Origin of the sequence: Pseudonocardia oceanicola, from assembly GCF_047200735.1 — a bacterium.
In the GTDB taxonomy this organism is placed as follows: domain Bacteria; phylum Actinomycetota; class Actinomycetes; order Mycobacteriales; family Pseudonocardiaceae; genus Pseudonocardia.
On sequence record NZ_JBJZON010000002.1, the window covers coordinates 163,711 to 184,585 of the forward strand.

Here is a 20,875-nt window from a genome sequence, read left to right on the forward strand (position 1 = left end):
ACCGGTCAGTAGTGCCAGGGGTACGGCGACCAGTCCGGGTCGCGCTTCTGCAGGAAGGCGTCCCGGCCTTCGACGGCCTCGTCGGTCATGTAGGCCAGGCGGGTGGCCTCGCCGGCGAAGAGCTGCTGGCCGACCAGGCCGTCGTCGATGAGGTTGAAGCTGTACTTGAGCATGCGTTGGGCCTGGGGGGACTTGCCGAGGATCTCCCGGCCCCACTGCAGGGCCTCGGCCTCGAGCGAGGCGTGGGGGTAGACGGCGTTGACCGCGCCCATGTGGTGCATCTGCTCGGCGGTGTAGGTGCGGCCGAGGAAGAAGATCTCCCGGGCGAACTTCTGCCCGACGTGGCGGGTCAGGTAGGCGCTGCCGTAGCCGCCGTCGAAGGAGCCGACGTCGGCGTCCGTCTGCTTGAACCGGGCGTGCTCGGCCGAGGCGAGGGTCAGGTCGGCGACCGAGTGCAGCGAGTGCCCGCCGCCGGCCGCCCACCCGGTGACGACGGCGATGACCGGCTTGGGCATGAACCGGATCAGCCGCTGGCACTCGAGGATGTGCAGCCGCCCGGCCCGCCCGGCATCCACCGTGTCCGCGGTGTCCCCGGACGCGTACTGGTAGCCGGTGCGGCCGCGGATGCGCTGGTCGCCGCCGGAGCAGAACGCCCACCCGCCGTCGCGCGGGGAGGGCCCGTTGCCCGTCAGCAGCACGCAGCCGACGTCGGCGCTGGTCCGGGCGTGCTCCAGCGCCGTGTGGAGCTCGTCGACGGTGTGCGGGCGGAAGGCGTTGCGGACCTCGGGGCGGTCGAACGCGATCCGCACCACCCCGCAGTCCACCGCCCGGTGGTAGGTGATGTCGGTGAAGGAGAACCCCGGCACGGCCGCCCAGGCGGACGGGTCGAAGGTCTCGGACACGAAGTCGGATGCCGCGCTGGTCACGCGTCAGGAATCTACCGCCCCGCGCCCGGCCGCCCGCAGCCTGCGCACCTCGGTGTCGAGCGCGGCCGTGATGTCCGGCGGGAGCGGCTCGTCCGCGGGCAGCGCCGCCACGATCTCCGTGGCGACCTCGCGCAGCTTGCGGTTGCAGCTCTGGGAGACCGCGATGAGCACCCGGAAGGCCTGCTCGTCGTCGCAGCGCTGCATCATCATGATCATGCCTTTGGCCTGTTCGATGGCGGGGCGGCTGCGGAGGGCGGTCTCGAGCTGCTCGACGCGTTCGAGCAGCGCGGACTGGCGAGAGGCCTCGTCCGGGCGTGACGGATCGAGGTCGTCGGGCATGTCCACCTGTCCAGCGGGTCTCGGTCTACCGGGAACCGCGGGCCTCGCTGCTGGACCTGCGCCGGAAGACGTTATCAAGTGGGCGACGGCGGGGCGGTGCGGACACCCCGGTGCGGACACCCCGGTGCGGACGCCCCGGCACGGCCGCGCCGTCGGGGCGACGCGCCGGGTGGCACCGGAGGGCCGCCGGGCGCCGGACGAGCCGGTGGCGCGGCTCGGGGTCGGCGGCCGAATTGACCGGTGACGTGTCGCATGCCACTCTCGCCCCGGTGCAAGGTGGCACCGGATGAAGCAGCTCCCCGAGACCGCGAGCGTCAACGCGCAGGTCCTCGCCTCGCTGCGCGCCGCGGTGATCAGCGGCGAACTCGCGCCCGGCAGCCTGCACTCGGTGCAGAACCTCGCCACGCAGCTCGGCGTCTCGCGCACGCCCGTTCGCGAGGCGTTGATCAAGCTGGCGCAGCAGGGCATGGTGCGCTTCGAACGCAACCGCGGCGTCCGCATCCTGCTGACCTCCCTGCACGACCTGGAGGAGGTCTTCGCGCTGCGACTGCTCCTGGAGCCGCCGGCGGTGCGGCGCGCGGTGACCCGGCTCGACGGGAACCACAAGCGCGAGCTGCGCCGGATGTTCGCGCACATGGAGAAGGCCGCGCGGGTGGACGACGAGTTCACGATGTTCGAGCACGACCGGCGCTTCCACCGGGTGCTGCTCGAGGCCTCGGGCAACGCGCGGCTGGCCGCGTTCGTCGACGGGCTGCGCGACATGGTGCTGCGTCGAGGCGTGTCGACCGCGCGCGCCTCCCGCAGCCTCGACGACATCGTGGCCGAGCACCGCACGATCCTCGACCTGATCGAGGCGGGCGACGCCGAGGGGGCGGCGAAGGCGATGCGCGAGCACGTGCGGCACACCGCCGAGCTGCTCATCGCCCAGGAGGCCGGGGTGGACCTGGGTCCGGGCCCGGCCGCCGTCGACATCGACCTGGACTGGACGGGTCCGGCCCCCGACCGGCACTGACCGATCGGGACATCGCCATGCGTTGACGAGTGGCATGCCACATGCCACGGTGCGAGGTAGCCGCGCCTGTGACGCGCGCGACCCTCCAGCGCCGAAGGGACCACGATGGCCACCGCGAACAAGCTGAGCGTCATCCCGTGCGGGGCGATGCACACCGACCTCACGTTCCTGCTGCTCAAGCCCGGGGTGAGCATCATGCCCCGCGGGCAGAAGGACGCCCGGATCAACTGGGTCGAAGCGCCCACGCACTGCGTGCTCGTCGAGACCGACGAGGGCAAGCTGCTGTGGGACACCAGCTGTCCCAGTGACTGGGAGACCCGGTGGAAGCCCACCGGACTGCAGGAGTTCTTCCCCTACGACCAGGTCGCCGACGACGAGTACCTCGACGCGCAGCTCAACAAGATGGGCGTGGGGCTCGACGAGATCGACTACGTGGTGCTCTCGCACCTGCACTTCGACCACGCCGGCAACGCGCAGATGTTCAAGAACACCAATGCGAAGCTGATCTGCTCGGACAGGGAGAAGGAGTTCGCGCTGAACTTCGAGGGGGACTTCAACGGGGCCCACCTCAAGGCCGACTACGAGGGCCTGGACTGGGAGACCGTGTCCGGCGACACCGAGATCCTGCCGGGCGTGAAGCTGATCCAGGCCCCGGGGCACACCGTCGGCTGCATGTCGATGCAGGTCGACCTGCCCGACTCGGGAACGATGATCTTCACCTCGGACGCGGTCTACATGGGCGAGAGCTACGGCCCGCCCGCGGCCCCGGCGGCGATCGTCAACAACCTCGAGCAGTGGTTCCAGTCCGTCGAGAAGCTCCGCGGGATCCAGGAGGAGACCAACGCGACGATGGTCTTCGGGCACGACGCCCAGCAGATCCACGAGCTCCGCACGGCACCGGAGGGCTCGTACACGTGAGCGCCGACGTACTTCTTCCCGCTGAGGCGGCATCATGACAGCGCCCGAACCGACCGAGGAGACCATCTTCACCTGGGGTGCACCGCCGCTGAAGTTCGGCGCCGGGGCGCTCGACGAGATCGGCTTCGAGCTGAGCCAGTACGGCGTCCGTCGGGTGCTGATCGTCACGGACCCGGGGGTCAACGCCCTCGGCGCGCCGCAGCGGCTGGCGGACAACCTCAAGCGCTACGACATCGAGTCCGAGGTCTTCGACGGCGTGCACGTCGAGCCGACGGACGACTCGATGAACAAGGCGACCGAGTACGCCCGGGCGCAGGGGCCGTGGGACGGGTTCGTGGCCGTCGGCGGCGGGTCGGCGATCGACACCGCCAAGGCGATCAACCTGCTGACCAGTCACCCCGGCGAGCTGATGGACTACATCAACAAGCCGATCGGCAGCGCCAAGGTCCCGCCGGGGCAGCTCAAGCCGCTGATCGCCGTGCCGACGACGGCGGGCACCGGCTCGGAGTCCACCGCCATGTGCGTGCTGGACATCCTGTCGATGAAGGTCAAGACCGGGATCAGTCACTGGCGGCTGCGCCCGACCCTGGCCGTGATCGACCCACTGCTCACCCTGTCGCTCCCGCCCGAGGTCACGGCGTCGGCGGGGATGGACATCGTCTGCCACGCGCTGGAGAGCTACACGGCGCGGTACTACACGACCTTCGACCGCAAGAAGCCCGATGAGCGGGTCACCTACTGCGGCTCGAACCCCGTGTCGGACCTGTGGTGCGAGAAGGCGATGAACCTGATCGCGCAGTCCTTCCGCACGGCCGTGCACCGCGGTTCGGAGGACCTCGAGGCGCGGTCGAACATGATGATGGCGGCGACCTTCGCCGGCATGGGCTTCGGCAACTCCGGCGTGCACATCCCGCACGCCAACGCCTACCCGATCGCCGGCATGGTCAAGGACTACGTGCCCGCCGGCTACCCGCCGGACGAGCCGATGGTCCCGCACGGCCAGTCGGTGTCGCTCACCGCGCCGGAGGCCTTCCGGTTCTCCTTCGACAGCGCGCCCGAGCGGCACCTGCGGGCCGCCGAGCTGATGGACCCGCGGGCCGACAGGGTGAACGACCCCAAGGAGCAGCTGCCGTCCGTGCTCGTGCGGCTGATGCAGGACATCGGCATCCCGAACGGGATCGGGGGGGTCGGCTACACCGAGTCGGACGTCCCCGACCTCGTGCCCGGCACGATGAAGCAGCAGCGCCTGCTCGCGACGTGCCCGCGGACCCCCAGCGAGGACGACATCGCCGACATCCTCACGAAGTCCATCGAGAACTGGTGAACACGCACCACCCCCGTCCTGCGGGCGGCGCTCTCGCTCACTCCTGGTGAGCGAGAGCGCCGTTCGTCACCCGACTCCGAAGGATCGTTCGAGTGCCGATCTACGTCTTCCGGTGCGAGTGCGGCGTGCGCTTCGAGCACCTGGCGTCCATGTCCGACACCACCACGCCGGGCTGCCCGGTCTGCGGCGGCGCGACCCGCAAGGTCCCCGCCGGTTTCTCGCTCGGCGGCCAGGCGAGCCCGGGCCTGAGCAAGGACGAGATGCCCCAGACCTGGCGCGGCGTCTACGACGGCAACTCCGAGTACATCGACCGGATGCGACGGACGTGGGACGCGCGGCAGAAGCTCGAGGAGCGCTACCCCGAGATCGCCGGCGACCAGCGGCCGATCCTGGCCCACGAGGGCAGGTACCACGACGCGCCGCTGCGGGCCGGGGACATCCAGCTGTCCGGCACGGCGCCGATGCCCGGCCAGGGCGCGGGGCACGGCCACGGTAACGCGCACGGCCACGGGCACGGCCACGGGCACGGACACGGGCACGGACACGGGCACGGCCACGCGGAGAAGCCCGCCACCCCGGCGACGAGCGAGCGCGCCCCCGCCCCGAGCCCCACCCCGCCCGGCGGGTCAGACTGAACCCGTGAGTGCGTACGTCCCGACCGACCCCGCCGTGTCCGACGCGGGAACCGAGACCGACGCGGCGGCCGCGCTGGCCGCCGACCTCCGCCGGGTCGTCGGCGGGGAGGTCCGGTTCGACCCCGCGCACCGCGCGATGTGGTCGGCCGACGCCTCGAACTACCGCAAGATCCCGATCGGCGTCGTGTCGCCACGGGACGAGGCCGACGTCGCGGCGGCGCTGGCCGTGTGCCGCGAACATCAGGTCCCCGTGCTGCCCCGCGGCGCAGGCACCTCGATCGCCGGCCAGGCCGTCAACACCGCGGTGGTGCTGGACTTCACCCGGCACATGAACAGGATCCTGGAGCTCGACCCGGAGGCCCGCACCGCGCGGGTCCAGCCCGGCGTGATCTGCGACCACCTCCGGGACGCCGCGGCCCCGCACGGGCTGACGTTCGGCCCGGACCCGTCGACGCACAACCGCTGCACGATCGGCGGGATGATCGGCAACAACGCCTGCGGGTCGCACTCGGTGGCCTGGGGCAAGACCGTCGACAACACGGTGGGCCTGGAGGTCCTGACCTACCGCGGCGAGCGGCTCGACACCGCGGCGCCGGAGGGCGAGATACCGGCGAGGCTGCGCGCGCTGGCCGACCGGGTCGGCGACCGCGTGCGCGAGTCCTTCCCCGACCTCACCCGCCGGGTCTCCGGCTACAACCTCGACCAGCTGCTGCCGGAGAACGGGTTCGACCTGGCCAAGGCGCTGGTCGGCGCCGAGGGCACGCTCGCCACCACCGTCGCCGCGACCATGAGGCTGGTCGAGTCGCCGCCCGCGCGCGCCCTGGCCGTCCTCGGCTTCCCGGACGCGTACGTCGCCGCGGACAACGTCATGGTCGTCCGCGAGCACGCCCCGCTCACGATCGAGGGCATGGACGCCGGGCTGATCGCCGCCCTGCGCGCCCAGAACCCGGTCGAGACGGGGTGGAAGGCGCTGCCGCCCGGCGGCGGCTGGCTGTACGTCGAGACCGGCGGGGAGACCCGGCGCGAGGCCGAGGACAAGGCGCGCGCCGTCGCGAAGGCGATGGGGCCGTACGGACTGACCGAGGCCGTCGTCGAGTCCGACCCGAAGCGGATGAAGGCGCTGTGGCGGATCCGCGAGGACGGCGCGGGGATCCTCACCCGCAGCCCGGACGGCGGGGAGGCGTGGCCCGGCTGGGAGGACGCCGCCGTCCCGCCGGAGAAGTTCGGCTCCTACCTGCGCCAGTTCGACCGGGTGCTGGAGCGGCACGGGCGCCGGGGCGTCTACTACGGCCACTTCGGGGACGGCTGCCTGCACGTCCGGATCGACTTCGACCTGCTCACCGAGCCGGGGATCGCGAACTTCCGCGCCTTCATGGAGGACGCGGCCGACGCCGTCGTCGCGCACGGCGGCTCGTTGTCCGGCGAGCACGGGGACGGGCGCGCCCGCTCCGAGCTCCTGCCGCGGATGTACCCGCCCGAGATCATCGCGGCGTTCGAGGAGTTCAAGGGGATCGTCGACCCCGACGACCGGATGAACCCCGGCTGCATCGTGCGCTCCGCGCGGATGGACTCCGACCTGCGGATCTTCGTCGGGATGCCGACCATGTCGGACGACCCCCAGCTCGCCTTCACCCACGACCGCGGATCCTTCACCCGGGCGACCCGGCGCTGCCTGGGCGTGGGCAAGTGCGTCACGGCGCACGGCGGGGTGATGTGCCCCAGCTACCGGGCGACCGGCGACGAGAAGCACTCCACGCGCGGCCGCGCCCGGCTGCTGTTCGAGATGGCCAACGGCGAGGTGATCACGGGCGGCTGGCAGGACGACGACGTGGCCGACGCCCTCGACCTCTGCCTCTCCTGCAAGGGCTGCAAGACCGACTGCCCGGTCGGCGTGGACATGGCCGCGTACAAGACCGAGTTCCTCGCCCAACGCTACCGGAACAAGCTGCGCCCCGCCTCGCACTACTCGATGGGGGCGCTGCCCCGGTGGCTGCGGCTCGTCGGCAAGCTGCCGGCCGGTGCGGTCGACGGGCTCAACGCGCTGGCCCGGATCCCGTTCCTGGCCGGGCTGGCCAAGCGGGCTTGCGGGATCGCGCCCGAGCGACAGATCCCGGCGATCGCGCGGGAGACGTTCACCACCTCCGCCCGGTCCCGTGCGCTCGTCGAGGGCCCGGCACGGCAGGCCCCGCGCGGGCGGCTGCTGCTGTGGCCGGACACCTTCACCGAGCACTTCGACCCGGGTGTCGCCGACGACGCCGTGGCCGTCCTGGAGTTCCTCGGGTACGCCGTGGAGCTGCCGCCGCGCACGGTGTGCTGCGGGCTGACCTGGACGTCGACCGGGCAGGTCGGCGCCGCGCGACGGGTGCTGCGCCGGTCGCTGCGGACGGTCGAGCCCTGGCTGACGGACGGGGTGGCGGTCGTCGGGCTGGAACCCTCCTGCACGGCGGCCCTGCGCGCGGACGGGGAGGAGCTCCTGCCGGAGGAGCCGCTGGCCAAGGCCCTGTCCGGCGGTGTGCGCACCTTCGCCGAGCTGCTGGCCGGGCACGTCGACGAGCTGCGCGCGGCGGTCTCGGGCCCCGGTGCGCGGGCGCTGGTGCAGCTGCACTGCCACCAGTACGCGGACCTCGGTTCGGAGGCCGACCGCGCGGTGATGGCGGCCCTCGGCATCGAGGCGGAGGTGCTCGACTCGGGCTGCTGCGGCCTCGCCGGCAACTTCGGCTTCGAGAAGGGCCACTACGAGGTCTCGATGGCGGCGGCCGAGCGGGTGCTGCTGCCGGCGGTCCGCGAGGCGGCGTCGGACGTCGAGGTGCTGGCCGACGGGTTCTCCTGCCGCACCCAGTTGCGTCAGGCGGGTACCCGGGAGCCGGTGCACCTCGCCCAGCTGGCGGCACGGGCGCTGGGCCTGCGGCGGTAAGGGCCGGCTTGCCGTCGGACGGTCGAGCTCGTTCGACCGGGCGGTCGGGAGACTCGTGTCACCTCCGGCGTAATGCCGACGATCTCCGCGGCGATGTCCCGGGTGGAACGGCACGGACGGGAGCACCGCGATGAACGGCCTCATGAGCACGGTCCGGGAGATCACCCGCGGCGCGGCCACCCCGCACGGGACCGGCCGGCGTGGCCGCGGTGCCGGGGAGGGGTCCTGGCTGGGCGCGCTCGTCGACACCGTCGCCGGGACGCTGCGGGTGCCCTTCGCCGCGCTCGAGGTCGACGGGCGGATCGTCGCCGGTACCGGGGGGTGGCCCGAGGTCGTGACGCGGGTGCCACTGGGCTACGGCGTCGAGACCGTCGGGGCGCTCGTACTGCCGCAGGGGCGCCGGGACGCCCGGTTGCTCGACGCGCTGGCCGGGCAGCTCGCCCGGGCCGTCCACGCGACGTCGGTGGCCGAGGCGGCCGTGCGCGCCACCCACGAGCTCGCCGGCGCGCACGTCCCCGGCGGTCTGGTCGCCGCCCTCACCGCGACCGCCCGCGTGCACGGCCACGGAGTGGTCGAGGTGTGGCCGCTCCCCGCGCTGAGCCCGGCCGTCGAGGCCGCGGCGTACCGGATCGCGGCCGAGGCACTCGCCAACGCGGGCCGGCACGCGCCGGGCGCCCCCGTGCGGGTCCGGGTCCGCGCCCGGGGGGCCTTCCTCGACGTCGTGGTGAGCGACGGTGGGCCGGGCGTCCCCGCGGGGTTCACCGCCGGCGCGGGCGTGCACGCCATGCGCGGCTGGGCCGCGGTCGTCGGCGGCTCCTGCACGGTCCGCCGGGGGCTGCCCGGCACCCTGGTCGAGGCGATGCTCCCGCTCGTCCCCGTCCCGCTCGTCCCGGTCCCCGTCGTCCCCACCCCCCTCGTCCCCACCCCCCTCGTCCCCACCCCCCTCGTCCCCACCCGGCGCCGCTGACCGGACCGCGGGGACGCCGGGAACCATGCCGGCCCGGCGGATCGTTGAGCGGGCGACCGGGCGAGCGGGGAGGCCGGCACGTGGAGCGCGACACCGCAGCGGGAGCGGGCACCGTGGGACGGGTGTTCGCGCTCGCCGCCCTCGTGGGGTCCGGGGTCGCCGTCGTCCTGGTCCTGGGCCTCACGTTCGCCGTGGACGAGGTCGACCCGATCCGGCGCACGATCAGCGAGTACGCCCTGCTCGACGGCCCGAAGCCGGTCTTCGACACCGGTGTGCTGGCCTTCGCCGCCGCGGCCCTGTGCGCGCTCGTCGCCCTGGTGCGGACCCGGCTGGTCCGGGCGGTGTCGATCGCCTCGGCCGGGCTGGCGCTGGCGGCTGTCGGGCTGGTCGCGGTCGTGGTGTTCGAGAAGACGAACTGGGCGGTCGGGCCGAGCCTCGGTGGCACCATCCACCGCTACGCGAGCCTCGTGGCCTTCCTCGCCCTGCCGGTCGCGGCGATCCTCGTCGTCCGGCGGCACCGCGGGACCACGGCCGCGCCGCCGTCCTCGTCCGGCACCGGAGCGGCGGCGCGCCCGCCGTGGCCGCGGCACGCGGCCTGGACGCGGTGGCTCGCCGTTGCGTCGCTGCTCTGGTTCACCCCTGTCCTCGTCGGGTTCGCGCAGCGCCCGTTCACCGGGGTGTCCTGGTGGCGGGCGGTGCCGCTGGGGCTGGTCGAGCGAGGCCTGGCGCTGACCGAGGTGCTGGTCGCCGTCGCCCTGGCGGCGTGGGCGCTGGCCGCGACCCGCCGGCCGTCGGTCGCAGCGCCTTCCCCGGATTCCGCTGCGGATTCCCCGCCCGGGCGTGAGATGTCCCGCGATTGAGGCGGCCGCGCGCGCGGTACCACACTGCCATGGTTCCGACGATCACGCTCAACGACGGTGTCCGGATCCCGCAGCTCGGCTTCGGTGTCTTCCAGATCGACCCGGGGCAGGCGACGGTCGATGCCGTGAAGCAGGCGTTCGACGCGGGCTACCGCCACATCGACACCGCTCAGATGTACGGCAACGAGGAGGGTGTCGGGCAGGCCGTCGCCGGGTCCGGCCTCTCCCGGGACGAGATCTTCGTCACCACGAAGCTGGACAACGGCCGGCACGGCCGCGACGAGGCGCAGAAGGCGCTCGAGGAGAGCCTCACGAAGCTCGGCCTCGACCACGTGGACCTCTACCTGATCCACTGGCCGCTGCCGAAGCGGGACGACTACGTGGAGACCTGGCGCGGGCTGGAGCAGGCGAAGGCCGCGGGCAAGGCCCGCTCGATCGGCGTGTCGAACTTCCAGCTCTCGCACCTGGACCGGCTTGCCGCGGAGACGGACACGATCCCGTCGGTCAACCAGATCGAGCTGCACCCGACCTTCACCCAGCCCCAGCTGCGCCAGTACCACCGGGACAACGCCATCGCCACCGAGGCCTGGAGCCCGATCGGCCAGGGCGGCGAGCTCCTGTCGAACGAGCTGCTGACCTCGCTGGGCGAGAAGTACGGCAAGAGCCCGGCCCAGATCGTGCTCCGCTGGCACGTCCAGCTCGGCACCATCGTGTTCCCCAAGTCGGTGACGCCCTCGCGTATCGCGGAGAACATCGACGTCTTCGACTTCGAGCTGGCCGACGACGACGTCGCCTCGATCAGCGGCCTCGACAAGGGCGACCCCGGGGCCCGGCTCGGCCCGCGCCCGGACGAGTTCACCTGAGCCCACACCGGGGGCCGGTCTGCACGCTCGGCGGGTTCTCGGTACGGTCGGCCGAATGTTGGCAATCACCGATACCGCGGCAGAAGCCATCAAGAGCCTGACCACGGACGCCGAGCTGCCCGACGGCGGTGGGCTGCGGATCGCGGCCACCGACCCGGAGCAGGGTCTCGAGCTCTCGCTGGCGGCGCAGGCGGACCAGAGCGACACCGTGCTCACCGGCGAGGGACTCAACGTGTTCCTCGAGCCGATGGCGGCGGAGGTGCTCGACGACAAGGTCCTGGACGTGCAGCCCTTCACGAACGAGCAGGGCGAGGAGGAGCTGCGGTTCGCCATCGGTCCGCAGGCCGCCGCGCCCGAGGCCGGCGCTCAGGCCTGAACCCGGACGTCCGCCAGGGGCGGTCCCTCCACCCGGAGGGGCCGCCCCTTCGCCGTTCCCGGGCCCCTGCCGCCGAGCCCTCGGTGTCAGGGGCGCAACGGCACCGCGATCGAGACGCCGGTGAGCGCCTCCGCCCGCTGCCAGAGCGCCCGCTGCACCGCGCGGTCGTGCGAGGGGCGGCTGGAGCCGACCGGCACCGGGGCACCCCTCGTCCCGCCGGGGCCGCCCGGCCCGACGTACGTGCCGCCGGGCAGGTCCGCCACGGTGGCCGCGTACAGGGTGGGCAGCGCACCCGCCGCCGCGTCCTGGGCGACGACCCGGTTGGCCAGGGCCATGAACCGGTCCTGGACCGTCCCCGTGCGGGCCTGCAGGTTGGTCGCCGCGTAGCCGGGGTGCGCGGCCGTCGAGCGCAGTCGCGAACCGGCCGCGACGAAGCGGTGCTGCAGCTCGTAGGCGAACATCAGGTCGGCGAGCTTCGACTGCCCGTAGGCGAGCCACCGCTGGTAGCGGCGGCGCTCCCAGTTCAGGTCGTCGAGGTCGATCCGCCCCCACCGGTGCATGAGGCTGGACAGGGTGACCACCCGGTCGCTGATCCGGGGCAGCAGCAGCCCGGTGAGCGCGAAGTGCCCGAGGAAGTTCGTGCCGATCTGCATCTCGAAGCCGTCGGCCGTGCGCTGCTCGGGCACGGCCATCAGCCCGGCGTTGTTGACGAGCACGTCCACCGGGCGGTCGAGGCCCGCGGCGAACCGCCCGACCGAGCTCAGGTCGGCCAGGTCCAGCTCGCGGACCTCCGCCGAGCCGGCGGCTCCCCTCGCCGGCGGCGTGGTCGAGGCGGTGATCGACCCGGCGGCCCGCTCACCCTTCGCCAGGTCCCGGCAGGCCAGCACGACGTGCGCCCCCGCGGCCACGAGCGCCTGTGCCGCCGCCAGCCCGATCCCGGAGTTGGCGCCGGTGACGACGACCGTCCGCCCCGTCTGGTCGGGGATGTCCGCGGTGGTCCAGGAGGCCATACGGCGTTCCTACCACCGGTAACCCGGAGTGGCTCAGCGGGTCGTCGCCGAGCGCATCGGCAGCACCTCGAACCGGGCGACCCCGCTGACGACGGCGGGGTCGGCCTCACCCAGGGCCCGGGCGTCGTCGGGCGACCCGCCGTCGACGATGCCGAGGCCCCACGTCCCGGCGGGGTCGGCGACCGGCCCGAACACGATCGCCCGACCGGCCTCCAGCAGGCCTCGCCAGTACTCGGCGTGCTCCGTCATCGTGGCGCTTTCCCGCTCGTCCATCGTCGTGCCAGTGCTCGGTGACCCTGCCGCCGACCCGGCGGTCGACGGTCACCGAGGCGATCCGGTCGCTGCCGCCGAGGGAGAACGGGTCGAGCGGCCACCACTCGGCGAGCCGGTCGACGAACACGCGGAACGTGCGCTCCCGGGTGGCCGCCACCACCGTCGAACGGCGAACGGGCGGGCGGGCGAGATCGACCACCTCCGCGATCGGTTCGGTGCTCACTGCTCCTCCTCCACGAGGGCGCGCGCCCGGTCGAGCGCGTCGGACCAGATGCCGTCGAGGGCCGCCTGCAGCTCGCGCTTGCGCGGCACGTGGTGTCGCGGCACCACGTGCCGCCCACGGCTACGCCTCGGTCAGCCGGCCTCCGTCGACGTGCCACCGGCGGGTGGCACGAACCGTGTCGAGCATTCGGCGGTCGTGGGTGACCAGCAGGATCGTGCCGGGGAAGGCGTCGAGCGCCTGCTCGAGCTGCTCGATCGCGGGCAGGTCGAGGTGGTTGGTGGGCTCGTCGAGCACCAGCAGGTTCACCTCGCGCGCCTGCAGCAGCGCCAGTGCCGCCCGGGTGCGCTCCCCGGGCGACAGCGACGCGGCCGGGCGCGGCACGTGCTCCTTGGTCAGGCCGAACTTGGCCAACAGCGTGCGCACCTCGGACTCGGGCCAGTCCGGTACCGCCCGACCGAACGCGGTGACCAGGGGCTCGTCGCCGAGGAAGAGCCCACGGGCCTGGTCGATCTCGCCGACCGTCACGCCCGCGCCGAGCCCGGCGGAGCCCTCGGCCACGGGGATCCGGCCGAGCAGCGCGCCGAGCAGCGTGGACTTGCCGGCCCCGTTCGCGCCGGTGACCACCACCCGGTCCGCCCAGTCGACCTGCGCCGTGACCGGGCCGAGGACGAAGTCGGAGCCGTCGTCGGAGGGCCGGCGCACGACGGCGCCGTCGAGCCGGGCGGCGACCGCGCCGGAGCGCGGGGCGGCGGCGATCGTCATCCGCAGCTCCCACTCCTTGCGGGGCTCCTCGACGACCTCCAGCCGCTCGATCGCCCGCTGGGTCTGCCGGGCCTTGGCCGCCTGCTTCTCACTGGTCTCCGCGCGGTGCCGTTTCGCGATCTTGTCGCTGTCCTTGGTCTTCCGACGCGCGTTCCGCACCCCCTGGGCCATCCAGTTGCGCTGCATCCGGGCCCGGTCGGTGAGCGCGGCGAGCCGGTCGTCGTACTCCTCGTAGGCCTCGCGCGCGTGCCGCCGGGCGATCTCGCGCTCGACGAGGTAGCTGTCGTAGCCGCCGTCGTAGATCCCGATCCGCCGCTGGTGCAGGTCCAGTTCCACGATCCGGTTCACGGTGCGGGCCAGGAACTCGCGGTCGTGCGAGACGATCACGGCCGGCGACCGGAGCCCCTGCACGAACTTCTCCAGCCGCTCGAGGCCGTCGAGGTCGAGGTCGTTGGTCGGCTCGTCGAGCAGCAGGACGTCGTAGCGGGAGAGCAGCAGGGCGGCCAGCCCGGCGCGGGCGGCCTGCCCGCCGGAGAGCGCCGTCATCGGGGTGCCGAGGGGGACCCCGAGACCGACCTCGGCCGCCACCTCGCCGGCGCGGTCGTCGAGGTCGGCGCCGCCGAGGGCGAGCCAGCGGTCGAGGGCGGCGGAGTAGGCGTCCGCCGCGGCGTCCGAGCCGCCGCCCAGCTCCTCGGCGGCGGCGTCCATCGCGGCCTGCGCGGCGGCCACCCCGGTCCGGCGGGCGAGGTACTGCGCCACCGTCTCGCCCGGCCGGCGCTCCGGCTCCTGCGGCAGGTGCCCGACCGTCGCGTCCGGCGGGCCGAGCGCGACCTCGCCCTCGGCGTCGCCGCCCCACGCGCCCGGCTCCTCGCCGGCCAGCAGGCGCAGCAGGGTGGACTTGCCCGCGCCGTTCACCCCGACCAGCCCGACGACGTCGCCGGGCGCGACCACCAGGTCCAGGCCGCTGAACAGGACGCGGGCACCGTGCCCGGCGGACAGGCCCGTGGCCCGGAGGGTCGCGCTCATGACAGCGTCGAGGGTACGTGGACCATGTCCCCATGACGCTCCAGCCCTTCCCCGACGACTGGTCGCGCGCCCTCGTCGTGGTCGCGCACCCCGACGACATGGAGTACGGCGGCTCCGGCGCCGTCGCGCGCTGGACCGACGCGGGCAAGGAGGTGACGTACCTGCTGGTCACCCGGGGTGAGGCCGGCATCGACTCGATCCCGCCGGTGGAGGCCGGCCCGTTGCGCGAGAACGAGCAGCGTGCCGCGTGCGCCGCCGTCGGGGTCACCGAGGTGGAGTTCCTCGACCACCCCGACGGCGTGGTCGAGTACGGGCTCCCGCTGCGCCGGGACATCGCCGCGACCATCCGCCGGCGCCGGCCCGAGCTCGTCGTCACCGGGAACTTCGCCGCCCGCTGGCCGGGCGGTGGGCTCAACATGGCCGACCACATCCACACCGGACGCGCCGTCCTCGACGCCTGCCGCGACGCCGGCAACCGCTGGGTCTTCCCGTCCGCGGGCGGCGACCCGTGGCCGGGCGTGCGGTACCTGGCCGTCGCGGGCTCACCGCAGCCCACCCACGGGGTGGACATCGGGCCGACGTTCGACCGGGCCGTCGCCTCGCTGGCGGCCCACGAGGTCTACCTGGCCGCGCTCGGGGACGGGGCGATGGCCGATCCGGAGGCCTTCCTGCGGTCGCAGGCCGAGGTCGCGGCCGAGCAGCTCCCGGGGGCGACGCTGGCGGTCGGGTTCGAGCTCCTCACCCTGTAGGCGGGGTGTGAGCAGCGGAGCACGGCGGGCCCGGTGGGTGTCGACATAGGGTCGGTGGTGTGAACCCGGCACCGACGAACGGCTCCGCACCCGGGCCCGTCCAGGCCAGTGTCGTCGTGGACGAGCTGGTGCGCCTCGGGGTCACGGACGCGGTGCTGTGTCCGGGGTCGCGCAACGCGCCGCTCGCCTTCGCCCTCCACGCGGCCGACGCCGCCGGGCGGCTGCGCCTGCACGTGCGGATCGACGAGCGCACCGGCGGGTTCCTCGCGCTGGGCCTGGCCCTCGGCTCCGGTCGCCCGGTCCCGGTGGTGACGACCTCGGGCACGGCCGTCGCGAACCTGCACCCGGCGGTGCTCGAGGCGTCCCACTCCGGGGTGCCGGTGCTCGCCCTCACCGCCGACCGGCCACCGGAGCTGATCGGCACCGGCGCGAGCCAGACGATCGAGCAGCAGGGCATCTTCGGCGGGGCGGTCCGGCGCGCGGGCACCCTCGCCGTCGCCCGGCTCGCGCCCGGCGAGCCCGGTCGCTGGCGCGCCGCCGTCGACCGGATCGTGGCCGCGGCGACGGGTGCCCTCGGCGAGCCGCCGGGTCCGGTGCACCTCAACATCCCCTTCGCCGAGCCGCTGGTCCCCGACCCCGCCGACGAGGTCCCGCCCGGGCGTCCCGACGGGGCGCCGTGGACGGTGGTCCCGCCGGCGCGCCGGACCGCGCCGCCGCTGCCGCTGGACCCCGAGGCGCCGACGCTCGTCGTCGCCGGGGGAGGGGCGGGGGTCGACCCGGCACTGCTCGGTGGGGCCCCGGTGGTGGCCGAGCCGTCGTCGCCGCTGTGGCCGCACGCCCTGCGCAGCGGGCCCTGGCTGCTCGGGGCGCCCGGCGGGCCGCCGCGGCCGGCCCAGGTGCTCGTCGTCGGACGGCCGACGCTGCACCGCGCGGTCGCGCGCCTGCTCGCCGCGCCGGACGTGCAGGTCCACGCGGCCGCGCACCCGCACGGCACGCCGTGGACGGACGTCGCGGGCACGGTCCGGGCCGTCGGCGACGTGCCGGCGCTCGCCCCGCCGCGCGGCTGGGTGCGGCGCTGGCGGGAGGCCGACGAGGTGGCCTCCGCCGCGCTCGACCGGGCCGTTCCCGAGGGCCCGAGGGGCCTGGCGCTGGCCCGCGAGCTGGTCGGCGCGCTCCCCGACGGCTCCCGGCTCGTCCTGGGCTCGTCGAACCCCGTGCGCGACGTCGCGCTGGGCGCGGTGCCGCGGCCCGGGCTGTCGGTGCTGTCCAACCGTGGGGTCGCGGGCATCGACGGCACGGTCTCGACCGCCGTCGGGGCCGCGCTGACCCACCCCGGGCCGACCGTGGCGCTGCTCGGCGACCTGACGCTGCTGCACGACACCACCGGGCTGCTCATCGGCCCGGACGAGCCGCGGCCCGCGCTCTCGATCGTGGTGCTCAACGATTCCGGCGGCGGGATCTTCGGGCTGCTCGAGCAGGGTGCCCCCGCGCACTCGGCCTCGTTCGAGCGGGTGTTCGGCACACCGCACCGCGTCGACCTGGCCGCGGTCGCCACCGGCCTCGGGGCCGCGCACGTGCTGGTCACGGCACCTTCCCGGCTGGCCGACGCGGTGCTGCCGGCCGGGCCGGGGCTGCGCATCGTCGAGGTGCGCGCCGACCGTGCCACCCTGCGGGCCGGGCACGCCGCGCTCGCCGAGGAGGTCGCCACCGCCCTGGCTGCCCTGCCCGCCCGCGCCTGAGCCACCACGTTCCGCGCGGCGCTCCCCCGGACGGCGCAGAGGGCTCGTCCGAGTGGTCACTCTGTGCCAGCTACTGTGCCTTCTGCGTAACGGTCGGTGGCGGAGCGCCGACAGGGGAACGGAGCCACGCTCCCGGCCTCGCCAGCTCCCCGCTCCAGGCCGCCCCGTCGAACGACCGAGGTACCGGTGACTTCCAGCACCCGGAGCCGCGTGGACGCCCCCGCCGCGCGGCCCGTCCCCGAGGCCTGGCCCACGGGCCGGCGCCGCCGCGGGTCGGGATCCGGCGGCCCCCGCGCGCGCCGACCGGACCCCGCCGGGTCGGCCCGCCGCGCGGCGGACGTCCCCCCTGCGCCCCGGGCCGCCCGGCTCGGCGTGCGGTCGGTGGCCGCGCGGGCCTTCGCGCTCGAGTGCGGCCTGCTCGCCCTGACCGGGGGTGTCGCGTGGACGGGGGTCCGGGCCGTCGACACCGCGGGCCTGCCGGCCGCGCGGGTCGCCGCCGTGCTCGTGTTCGCCGGCGGGGTCGCCGCGGCCGTGATGATCGCGGTCGCCGGACGGGCCTCGGGCAGCCGGCGGGCGGGCCGGATCGCCGCCGCGGCCGGCGGTGCGGCGTTCGTCGGGCCGCTGCCCGTGGCGCTCGACCTCGGCGGCGCGGCCGGGTTGTGGCCGCTCGTGGCGGTCGTGGGGCAGCTCGCCGTCGTCGCGCTGCTGGTGGTGGCGGTCCGCCGCCGCTCGCCCGCCCACCGGCCCGCGGTGACCGTCGCGGCTGCGGGCCTGGCCTGCGCCGCCGCGCTCGCCGGCACGATGCACGGTCTCGCCCCCGCCGTCCGCCTGCCCGGCGCCCTGGTCGCCGACGCCGCCCTCGCGGCCTGGGCCGGGACCGGCGCGGCCGGGCTCCTCGCCGTCGGCGCGGGTCTGCGCCGCGACCGCCCGCTGCTGCGCCGGGTCGGTGTCGCCTTCGCCCTGCTGGCCGCCGCCCACGCCGTCCGGGCGTCCGGGGCGGCGGTCGTCCCGGTCGCACTGAGCCTGTCCGCCACCGCCGCGCTCCTGTCCGCCGCCGTGCCGTTCCTGTTCAGCGCGGTGCGGGGGCTGTGGGAGCAGCGGGAGGCCTACCGTTTCGAGGCGGAGCGGCTGCGCGCCGCCCTCCGCCGGGCCGAGACGCCACCGTCGGGCGGGGTCGGATCGTCGGTCGGGGCCGGGCCGTCCGACCGGGCCGGGGCGTCGGTCGGGGCAGGGTCGTCGGTCGGGGCCGGGCCGTCCGACCGGGCCGGGGCGGAGGTGGTCGCGCTCGCAGAGGCGGTGGACGAGCGTCGGACGGCCCGTGGTGCGCTGCGGCTCGTCACGGCCCCGGCGCCCCGCCGCGGCTCCGGTCGGGGGCCGGAGGACCCGCGGGACGAGGTGCGCCGGGGCTAGTGGCGTGTCGCCGCTGACATTCGGCTGGGATGCGGTAGATCGGTTGCGGCAGCCTTCCTCTCTCTGCTGTGAGGACGTGTCGTGTCGAAGTCGACGTTGCCGTCGGTGGTGCGTCGACGTTGCCGTCGGTGGTGCTGAGCGCCGGTGAGCGTGAGAAGAAGTGCTGGCCCGTCCCACCGAAGGCAAACGGCGAGTTCGTCGCGCGGATGGATACGTCCTCGCGGTCTACGCCCGCCTCTACAACCGGCATTGCACCGCCAGCGACGCCCGCACCACACTCCGACACCTCTATCCCGAACTTCAGAGGCGACGGACTACTGGCATCCTCACCGACGACCGGCGTGGCAATTCCCGGAGTCCGCGCCCGCCGGGCTGGGACGCCGCCCCGATGGACGAGCAGGCCGACGACGCGGCCGCCCTGCTGACCGCCCTGGATCTCGCACCGGCGGTCGCCCACGGCAACAGCTCGGGCGCCATGATCCTCACCAGCCTGAGCCTCCGTCGTCCCGAGGTGCTGCGGGCCGCGATCTTCCACGAGCCGCCCTTCGCCGCCGTCACGTCCGGCGGTGCGGCCGCGGGGCGCAACTGCAGTCGCTCGTCGAGCAGGGGATGGCCGAGGGCGGCCCGTCGGTGGCCGAGGAGAAGTTCCTCCGCTGGGTCGCCGGGGACGAGACGGTCGAGTCGCTCGACGACGACCTGCGCACGCGGATGCTGGGCAACGGCGACGGGTTCTTCGGTCTCGAGCTCCCGGACGTCCTGAGTTGCCTGCGGCGGCGTCGCCTGTTCCGCGGCACGCGACCACGCGGGACCGACCCCGGACCCGAACGACGGCCGAGCGGCCCTGTGGTCAGCCCGCCCGCGCCCGGTCGTCGAGACGGGCGGCGCAGCGGGCGATCCCCTGCCGGATCATCCGGCCGTAGCCGTCGTCCCGCAGCGCCGTGACGGCCTGCTCGGCGCGGACGAGGTGGTCGCGGGCCTCCTCCCGGTGGCCGAGCCGGAGGTACACGTCGGCGAGGTTGAGGTGGAGCGACGGGTAGAAGCCGGCCACGGCGAGCGAGGGGTGGTGCTCCTGCGCCCGCTCGTCGGTCAGCTCGTCCGCGGCCGCGAGTGCCCGCAGGTCCCAGCGCAGCTCCTCGACCGGGTCCTCCTGCACGTCTGCCGCGTGGTGGGCCAGCGCGCAGCGGTGGAGCGGGTCCCCGCTCGGCCCCACTCGTTCCCAGAGCTGCGCGAACCGCTCCCGCGCCTCCGCCGTCGGGCCGGCCTGCGCCGCGTCCACCGCCAGGGCGATCTCCGCCATCACCGGGTCGGATCGTTCCACCGTCGCCTCCTCGTCCGCCGGGCCCGGACCGTACGACGACGCCCCGACGGTTTCGGGCAGGCTCCGCGCGCTCACCCGGCGCTGGAGGCGGAGCAGGCCGGCAGCGGCAGGTCCAGCACCCGGGAGTTGCGCAGCCGCCAGAGCAGGTACGCGAGGCCGAGCCGGGTGCGGCCGATGCCGTCGAACGGGTCGAACCCGACGACCGTCGTCACGGTCTCGAGGCGGGTGTGCAGCGTGCTGTGGTGCACCCCGGCCAGCCGCGCCGCCTGTCGGACCGACCCGGCGCGCACCAGGGCGTCGAGCGTGGCCGCGCCCCAGGCGTGACCCATGATCTCGTCGAGGGCGTCGACGTCGGGCAGGTCGGCGTCGAGCGGGGTGTCGGCGAGGAGCCCGATCACCCCGCCGTACCGGTCGGCGAGCACGCAGGGCGCGTCGGGCGGAGCGGCCAGCCGGAGTGCGACGACGGCGGTGCGGAACGAGTGGTGCAGGCGCTCCACGACGGCCGCGACCCCGACGCCGCACGGTCCGCCACCGCACGGGACGTGATCCTGCGGGACGACGAGGGCACGGACCGGGCCGTACGGGGTGGCGACGACGTCCGCGACGCCGATCGCGCGGTCGTCCCGCACGGCCGCGAGCGGAGCGGCGAGCACGCGGTACCGGGCCCCGGGCACGAGGTTCAGGCGGGCCGCGGTGGTGCGGCGATCCTCCACCGGAACGGCGCGGTCGAGCAGCAGGCGCAGCTCGTGCTGGTCGTCGGCGTCGCGCCCACCGCGGCCGTGCCGGATCCGCACCGCGAACGCCAGGCGTTCGAGGATGATCGCGTCCTCGGGCCGGGCGGGCCCCTCGCGCTCGAGCCACACCGTGATCCCGTCGCCGCCGACCGACGACTCCGGCGACGGGAGCGCGCGCCCCTCGACGACGGCGCCGTCCGGCCCGACCCGCAGCGACCGCGGTGGCAGGTCCCGTCGGAACCCCGCCGCACAGCCCGCGAGCGAGGCGGCGGCGCCGAGCAACCCGCGGGTGCTGGCGTTGCCGAGGAGCAGCTCGTCGAAGCAGGTGATCACGCGACGGCTCGCGTCGGCTTCGGGGCCGAGGGAGGTGCGGTCCGGGAACTCGTGCACGAACCACCCCACCCCGTCGCTCCGGCGTGGCCAGTGTAGTGGCGTGGATCACCGTCCAGCACCCGTCGATCGGAGGGTCTCGGCGGCCGGACCGGGGGTAGCTCCTC

Annotated in this window: 20 protein-coding genes; 13 read left to right on the top strand and 7 right to left on the bottom strand. The window is 74.7% G+C overall.

Going from position 1 to position 20,875, the window contains the following annotated elements:
• Positions 1-5: 5 nt before the first annotated feature.
• Together ACL02T_RS04950 and ACL02T_RS04955 are read right to left on the bottom strand one after the other, a co-directional pair.
• The gene (locus ACL02T_RS04950) at positions 6-926 is read right to left on the bottom strand and encodes a 1,4-dihydroxy-2-naphthoyl-CoA synthase (protein WP_412829463.1); all 921 of its coding nucleotides are present in this window, start codon (positions 924-926) and stop codon (positions 6-8) included.
• Between the two features lie 3 nt (positions 927-929).
• Positions 930-1,265 (bottom strand): ANTAR domain-containing protein, encoded by a 336-nt coding sequence (locus ACL02T_RS04955; protein ID WP_412829464.1) that lies wholly within the window; start codon positions 1,263-1,265, stop codon positions 930-932.
• 286 nt (positions 1,266-1,551) lie between these two features.
• Between ACL02T_RS04955 and ACL02T_RS04960 the strand changes: the two genes are divergently transcribed.
• The 9 genes from ACL02T_RS04960 to ACL02T_RS05000 all read left to right on the top strand — a co-directional run bounded on the left by ACL02T_RS04960 (position 1,552) and on the right by ACL02T_RS05000 (position 11,134).
• Positions 1,552-2,277, top strand: coding sequence for a GntR family transcriptional regulator (locus tag ACL02T_RS04960; protein ID WP_412829465.1), 726 nt, complete (start codon positions 1,552-1,554; stop codon positions 2,275-2,277).
• A gap of 105 nt (positions 2,278-2,382) precedes the next feature.
• Positions 2,383-3,195, top strand: coding sequence for an N-acyl homoserine lactonase family protein (locus ACL02T_RS04965; protein WP_412829466.1), 813 nt, complete (start codon positions 2,383-2,385; stop codon positions 3,193-3,195).
• A 34-nt stretch (positions 3,196-3,229) separates the two neighbouring features.
• On the top strand, positions 3,230-4,519 hold the full coding sequence (locus ACL02T_RS04970) for a hydroxyacid-oxoacid transhydrogenase (RefSeq protein ID WP_412829467.1): 1,290 nt from the start codon (positions 3,230-3,232) through the stop codon (positions 4,517-4,519).
• A gap of 92 nt (positions 4,520-4,611) precedes the next feature.
• A complete protein-coding gene (locus tag ACL02T_RS04975) occupies positions 4,612-5,154 on the top strand; it encodes an FmdB family zinc ribbon protein (RefSeq protein WP_412829468.1) in 543 nt (180 codons plus the stop codon).
• A gap of 34 nt (positions 5,155-5,188) precedes the next feature.
• The gene (locus tag ACL02T_RS04980) at positions 5,189-8,068 is read left to right on the top strand and encodes an FAD-binding and (Fe-S)-binding domain-containing protein (protein WP_412829754.1); all 2,880 of its coding nucleotides are present in this window, start codon (positions 5,189-5,191) and stop codon (positions 8,066-8,068) included.
• Positions 8,069-8,198: 130 nt separating this feature from the next.
• Complete coding sequence (locus tag ACL02T_RS04985; protein ID WP_412829469.1) at positions 8,199-9,035, top strand: ATP-binding protein; 837 nt, start codon at positions 8,199-8,201, stop codon at positions 9,033-9,035.
• 80 nt (positions 9,036-9,115) lie between these two features.
• Positions 9,116-9,895, top strand: a complete 780-nt coding sequence (locus ACL02T_RS04990) for a DUF998 domain-containing protein (protein ID WP_412829470.1) — start codon at positions 9,116-9,118, stop codon at positions 9,893-9,895.
• 29 nt (positions 9,896-9,924) lie between these two features.
• Entirely contained in the window at positions 9,925-10,758 is an 834-nt protein-coding gene (locus ACL02T_RS04995) for an aldo/keto reductase (protein WP_412829471.1), read from the top strand.
• Between the two features lie 55 nt (positions 10,759-10,813).
• Complete coding sequence (locus tag ACL02T_RS05000) at positions 10,814-11,134, top strand: adhesin (RefSeq protein WP_412829472.1); 321 nt, start codon at positions 10,814-10,816, stop codon at positions 11,132-11,134.
• Positions 11,135-11,220: 86 nt separating this feature from the next.
• On the opposite strand, the gene ACL02T_RS05005 is transcribed toward ACL02T_RS05000, so the two are convergent.
• From ACL02T_RS05005 to ACL02T_RS05015, 3 genes are all read right to left on the bottom strand, one after another.
• The gene (locus ACL02T_RS05005; protein ID WP_412829473.1) at positions 11,221-12,144 is read right to left on the bottom strand and encodes an oxidoreductase; all 924 of its coding nucleotides are present in this window, start codon (positions 12,142-12,144) and stop codon (positions 11,221-11,223) included.
• A 33-nt stretch (positions 12,145-12,177) separates the two neighbouring features.
• Positions 12,178-12,417, bottom strand: coding sequence for a YciI family protein (locus ACL02T_RS05010; RefSeq protein WP_412829474.1), 240 nt, complete (start codon positions 12,415-12,417; stop codon positions 12,178-12,180).
• A 343-nt stretch (positions 12,418-12,760) separates the two neighbouring features.
• Positions 12,761-14,428: an ABC-F family ATP-binding cassette domain-containing protein gene (locus tag ACL02T_RS05015; RefSeq protein ID WP_412829475.1), complete on the bottom strand. Its 1,668-nt coding sequence runs from the start codon at positions 14,426-14,428 to the stop codon at positions 12,761-12,763.
• A 32-nt stretch (positions 14,429-14,460) separates the two neighbouring features.
• Here ACL02T_RS05015 and ACL02T_RS05020 point away from each other — a divergent pair, with 32 nt between their 5' ends.
• The 4 genes from ACL02T_RS05020 (at position 14,461) to ACL02T_RS05035 (ending at position 19,086) form a co-directional block, all read left to right on the top strand.
• The gene (locus ACL02T_RS05020) at positions 14,461-15,177 is read left to right on the top strand and encodes a PIG-L deacetylase family protein (RefSeq protein ID WP_412829476.1); all 717 of its coding nucleotides are present in this window, start codon (positions 14,461-14,463) and stop codon (positions 15,175-15,177) included.
• 59 nt (positions 15,178-15,236) lie between these two features.
• The gene (gene menD, locus ACL02T_RS05025; protein WP_412829477.1) at positions 15,237-16,916 is read left to right on the top strand and encodes a 2-succinyl-5-enolpyruvyl-6-hydroxy-3-cyclohexene-1-carboxylic-acid synthase; all 1,680 of its coding nucleotides are present in this window, start codon (positions 15,237-15,239) and stop codon (positions 16,914-16,916) included.
• Positions 16,917-17,126: 210 nt separating this feature from the next.
• Positions 17,127-18,326 (top strand): hypothetical protein, encoded by a 1,200-nt coding sequence (locus ACL02T_RS05030; protein WP_412829478.1) that lies wholly within the window; start codon positions 17,127-17,129, stop codon positions 18,324-18,326.
• A gap of 160 nt (positions 18,327-18,486) precedes the next feature.
• Positions 18,487-19,086: an alpha/beta fold hydrolase gene (locus ACL02T_RS05035; RefSeq protein ID WP_412829479.1), complete on the top strand. Its 600-nt coding sequence runs from the start codon at positions 18,487-18,489 to the stop codon at positions 19,084-19,086.
• An 87-nt stretch (positions 19,087-19,173) separates the two neighbouring features.
• On the opposite strand, the gene ACL02T_RS05040 is transcribed toward ACL02T_RS05035, so the two are convergent.
• Both ACL02T_RS05040 and ACL02T_RS05045 read right to left on the bottom strand, forming a co-directional pair.
• On the bottom strand, positions 19,174-19,644 hold the full coding sequence (locus tag ACL02T_RS05040) for a hypothetical protein (protein ID WP_412829480.1): 471 nt from the start codon (positions 19,642-19,644) through the stop codon (positions 19,174-19,176).
• A gap of 71 nt (positions 19,645-19,715) precedes the next feature.
• The gene (locus tag ACL02T_RS05045; protein WP_412829481.1) at positions 19,716-20,780 is read right to left on the bottom strand and encodes a helix-turn-helix domain-containing protein; all 1,065 of its coding nucleotides are present in this window, start codon (positions 20,778-20,780) and stop codon (positions 19,716-19,718) included.
• Positions 20,781-20,875: the final 95 nt, after the last annotated feature.

Coding starts and splice junctions, on each gene's coding strand:
- ACL02T_RS04955 (WP_412829464.1), bottom strand. CDS start 1,265: ATGCCCGACGACCTCGATCCGTCACGCCCGGACGAGGCCTCTCGCCAG.
- ACL02T_RS04960 (WP_412829465.1), top strand. CDS start 1,552: ATGAAGCAGCTCCCCGAGACCGCGAGCGTCAACGCGCAGGTCCTCGCC.
- ACL02T_RS04965 (WP_412829466.1), top strand. CDS start 2,383: ATGGCCACCGCGAACAAGCTGAGCGTCATCCCGTGCGGGGCGATGCAC.
- ACL02T_RS04970 (WP_412829467.1), top strand. CDS start 3,230: ATGACAGCGCCCGAACCGACCGAGGAGACCATCTTCACCTGGGGTGCA.
- ACL02T_RS04985 (WP_412829469.1), top strand. CDS start 8,199: ATGAACGGCCTCATGAGCACGGTCCGGGAGATCACCCGCGGCGCGGCC.
- ACL02T_RS04995 (WP_412829471.1), top strand. CDS start 9,925: ATGGTTCCGACGATCACGCTCAACGACGGTGTCCGGATCCCGCAGCTC.
- ACL02T_RS05000 (WP_412829472.1), top strand. CDS start 10,814: ATGTTGGCAATCACCGATACCGCGGCAGAAGCCATCAAGAGCCTGACC.
- ACL02T_RS05005 (WP_412829473.1), bottom strand. CDS start 12,144: ATGGCCTCCTGGACCACCGCGGACATCCCCGACCAGACGGGGCGGACG.
- ACL02T_RS05010 (WP_412829474.1), bottom strand. CDS start 12,417: ATGGACGAGCGGGAAAGCGCCACGATGACGGAGCACGCCGAGTACTGG.
- ACL02T_RS05015 (WP_412829475.1), bottom strand. CDS start 14,428: ATGAGCGCGACCCTCCGGGCCACGGGCCTGTCCGCCGGGCACGGTGCC.
- ACL02T_RS05020 (WP_412829476.1), top strand. CDS start 14,461: ATGACGCTCCAGCCCTTCCCCGACGACTGGTCGCGCGCCCTCGTCGTG.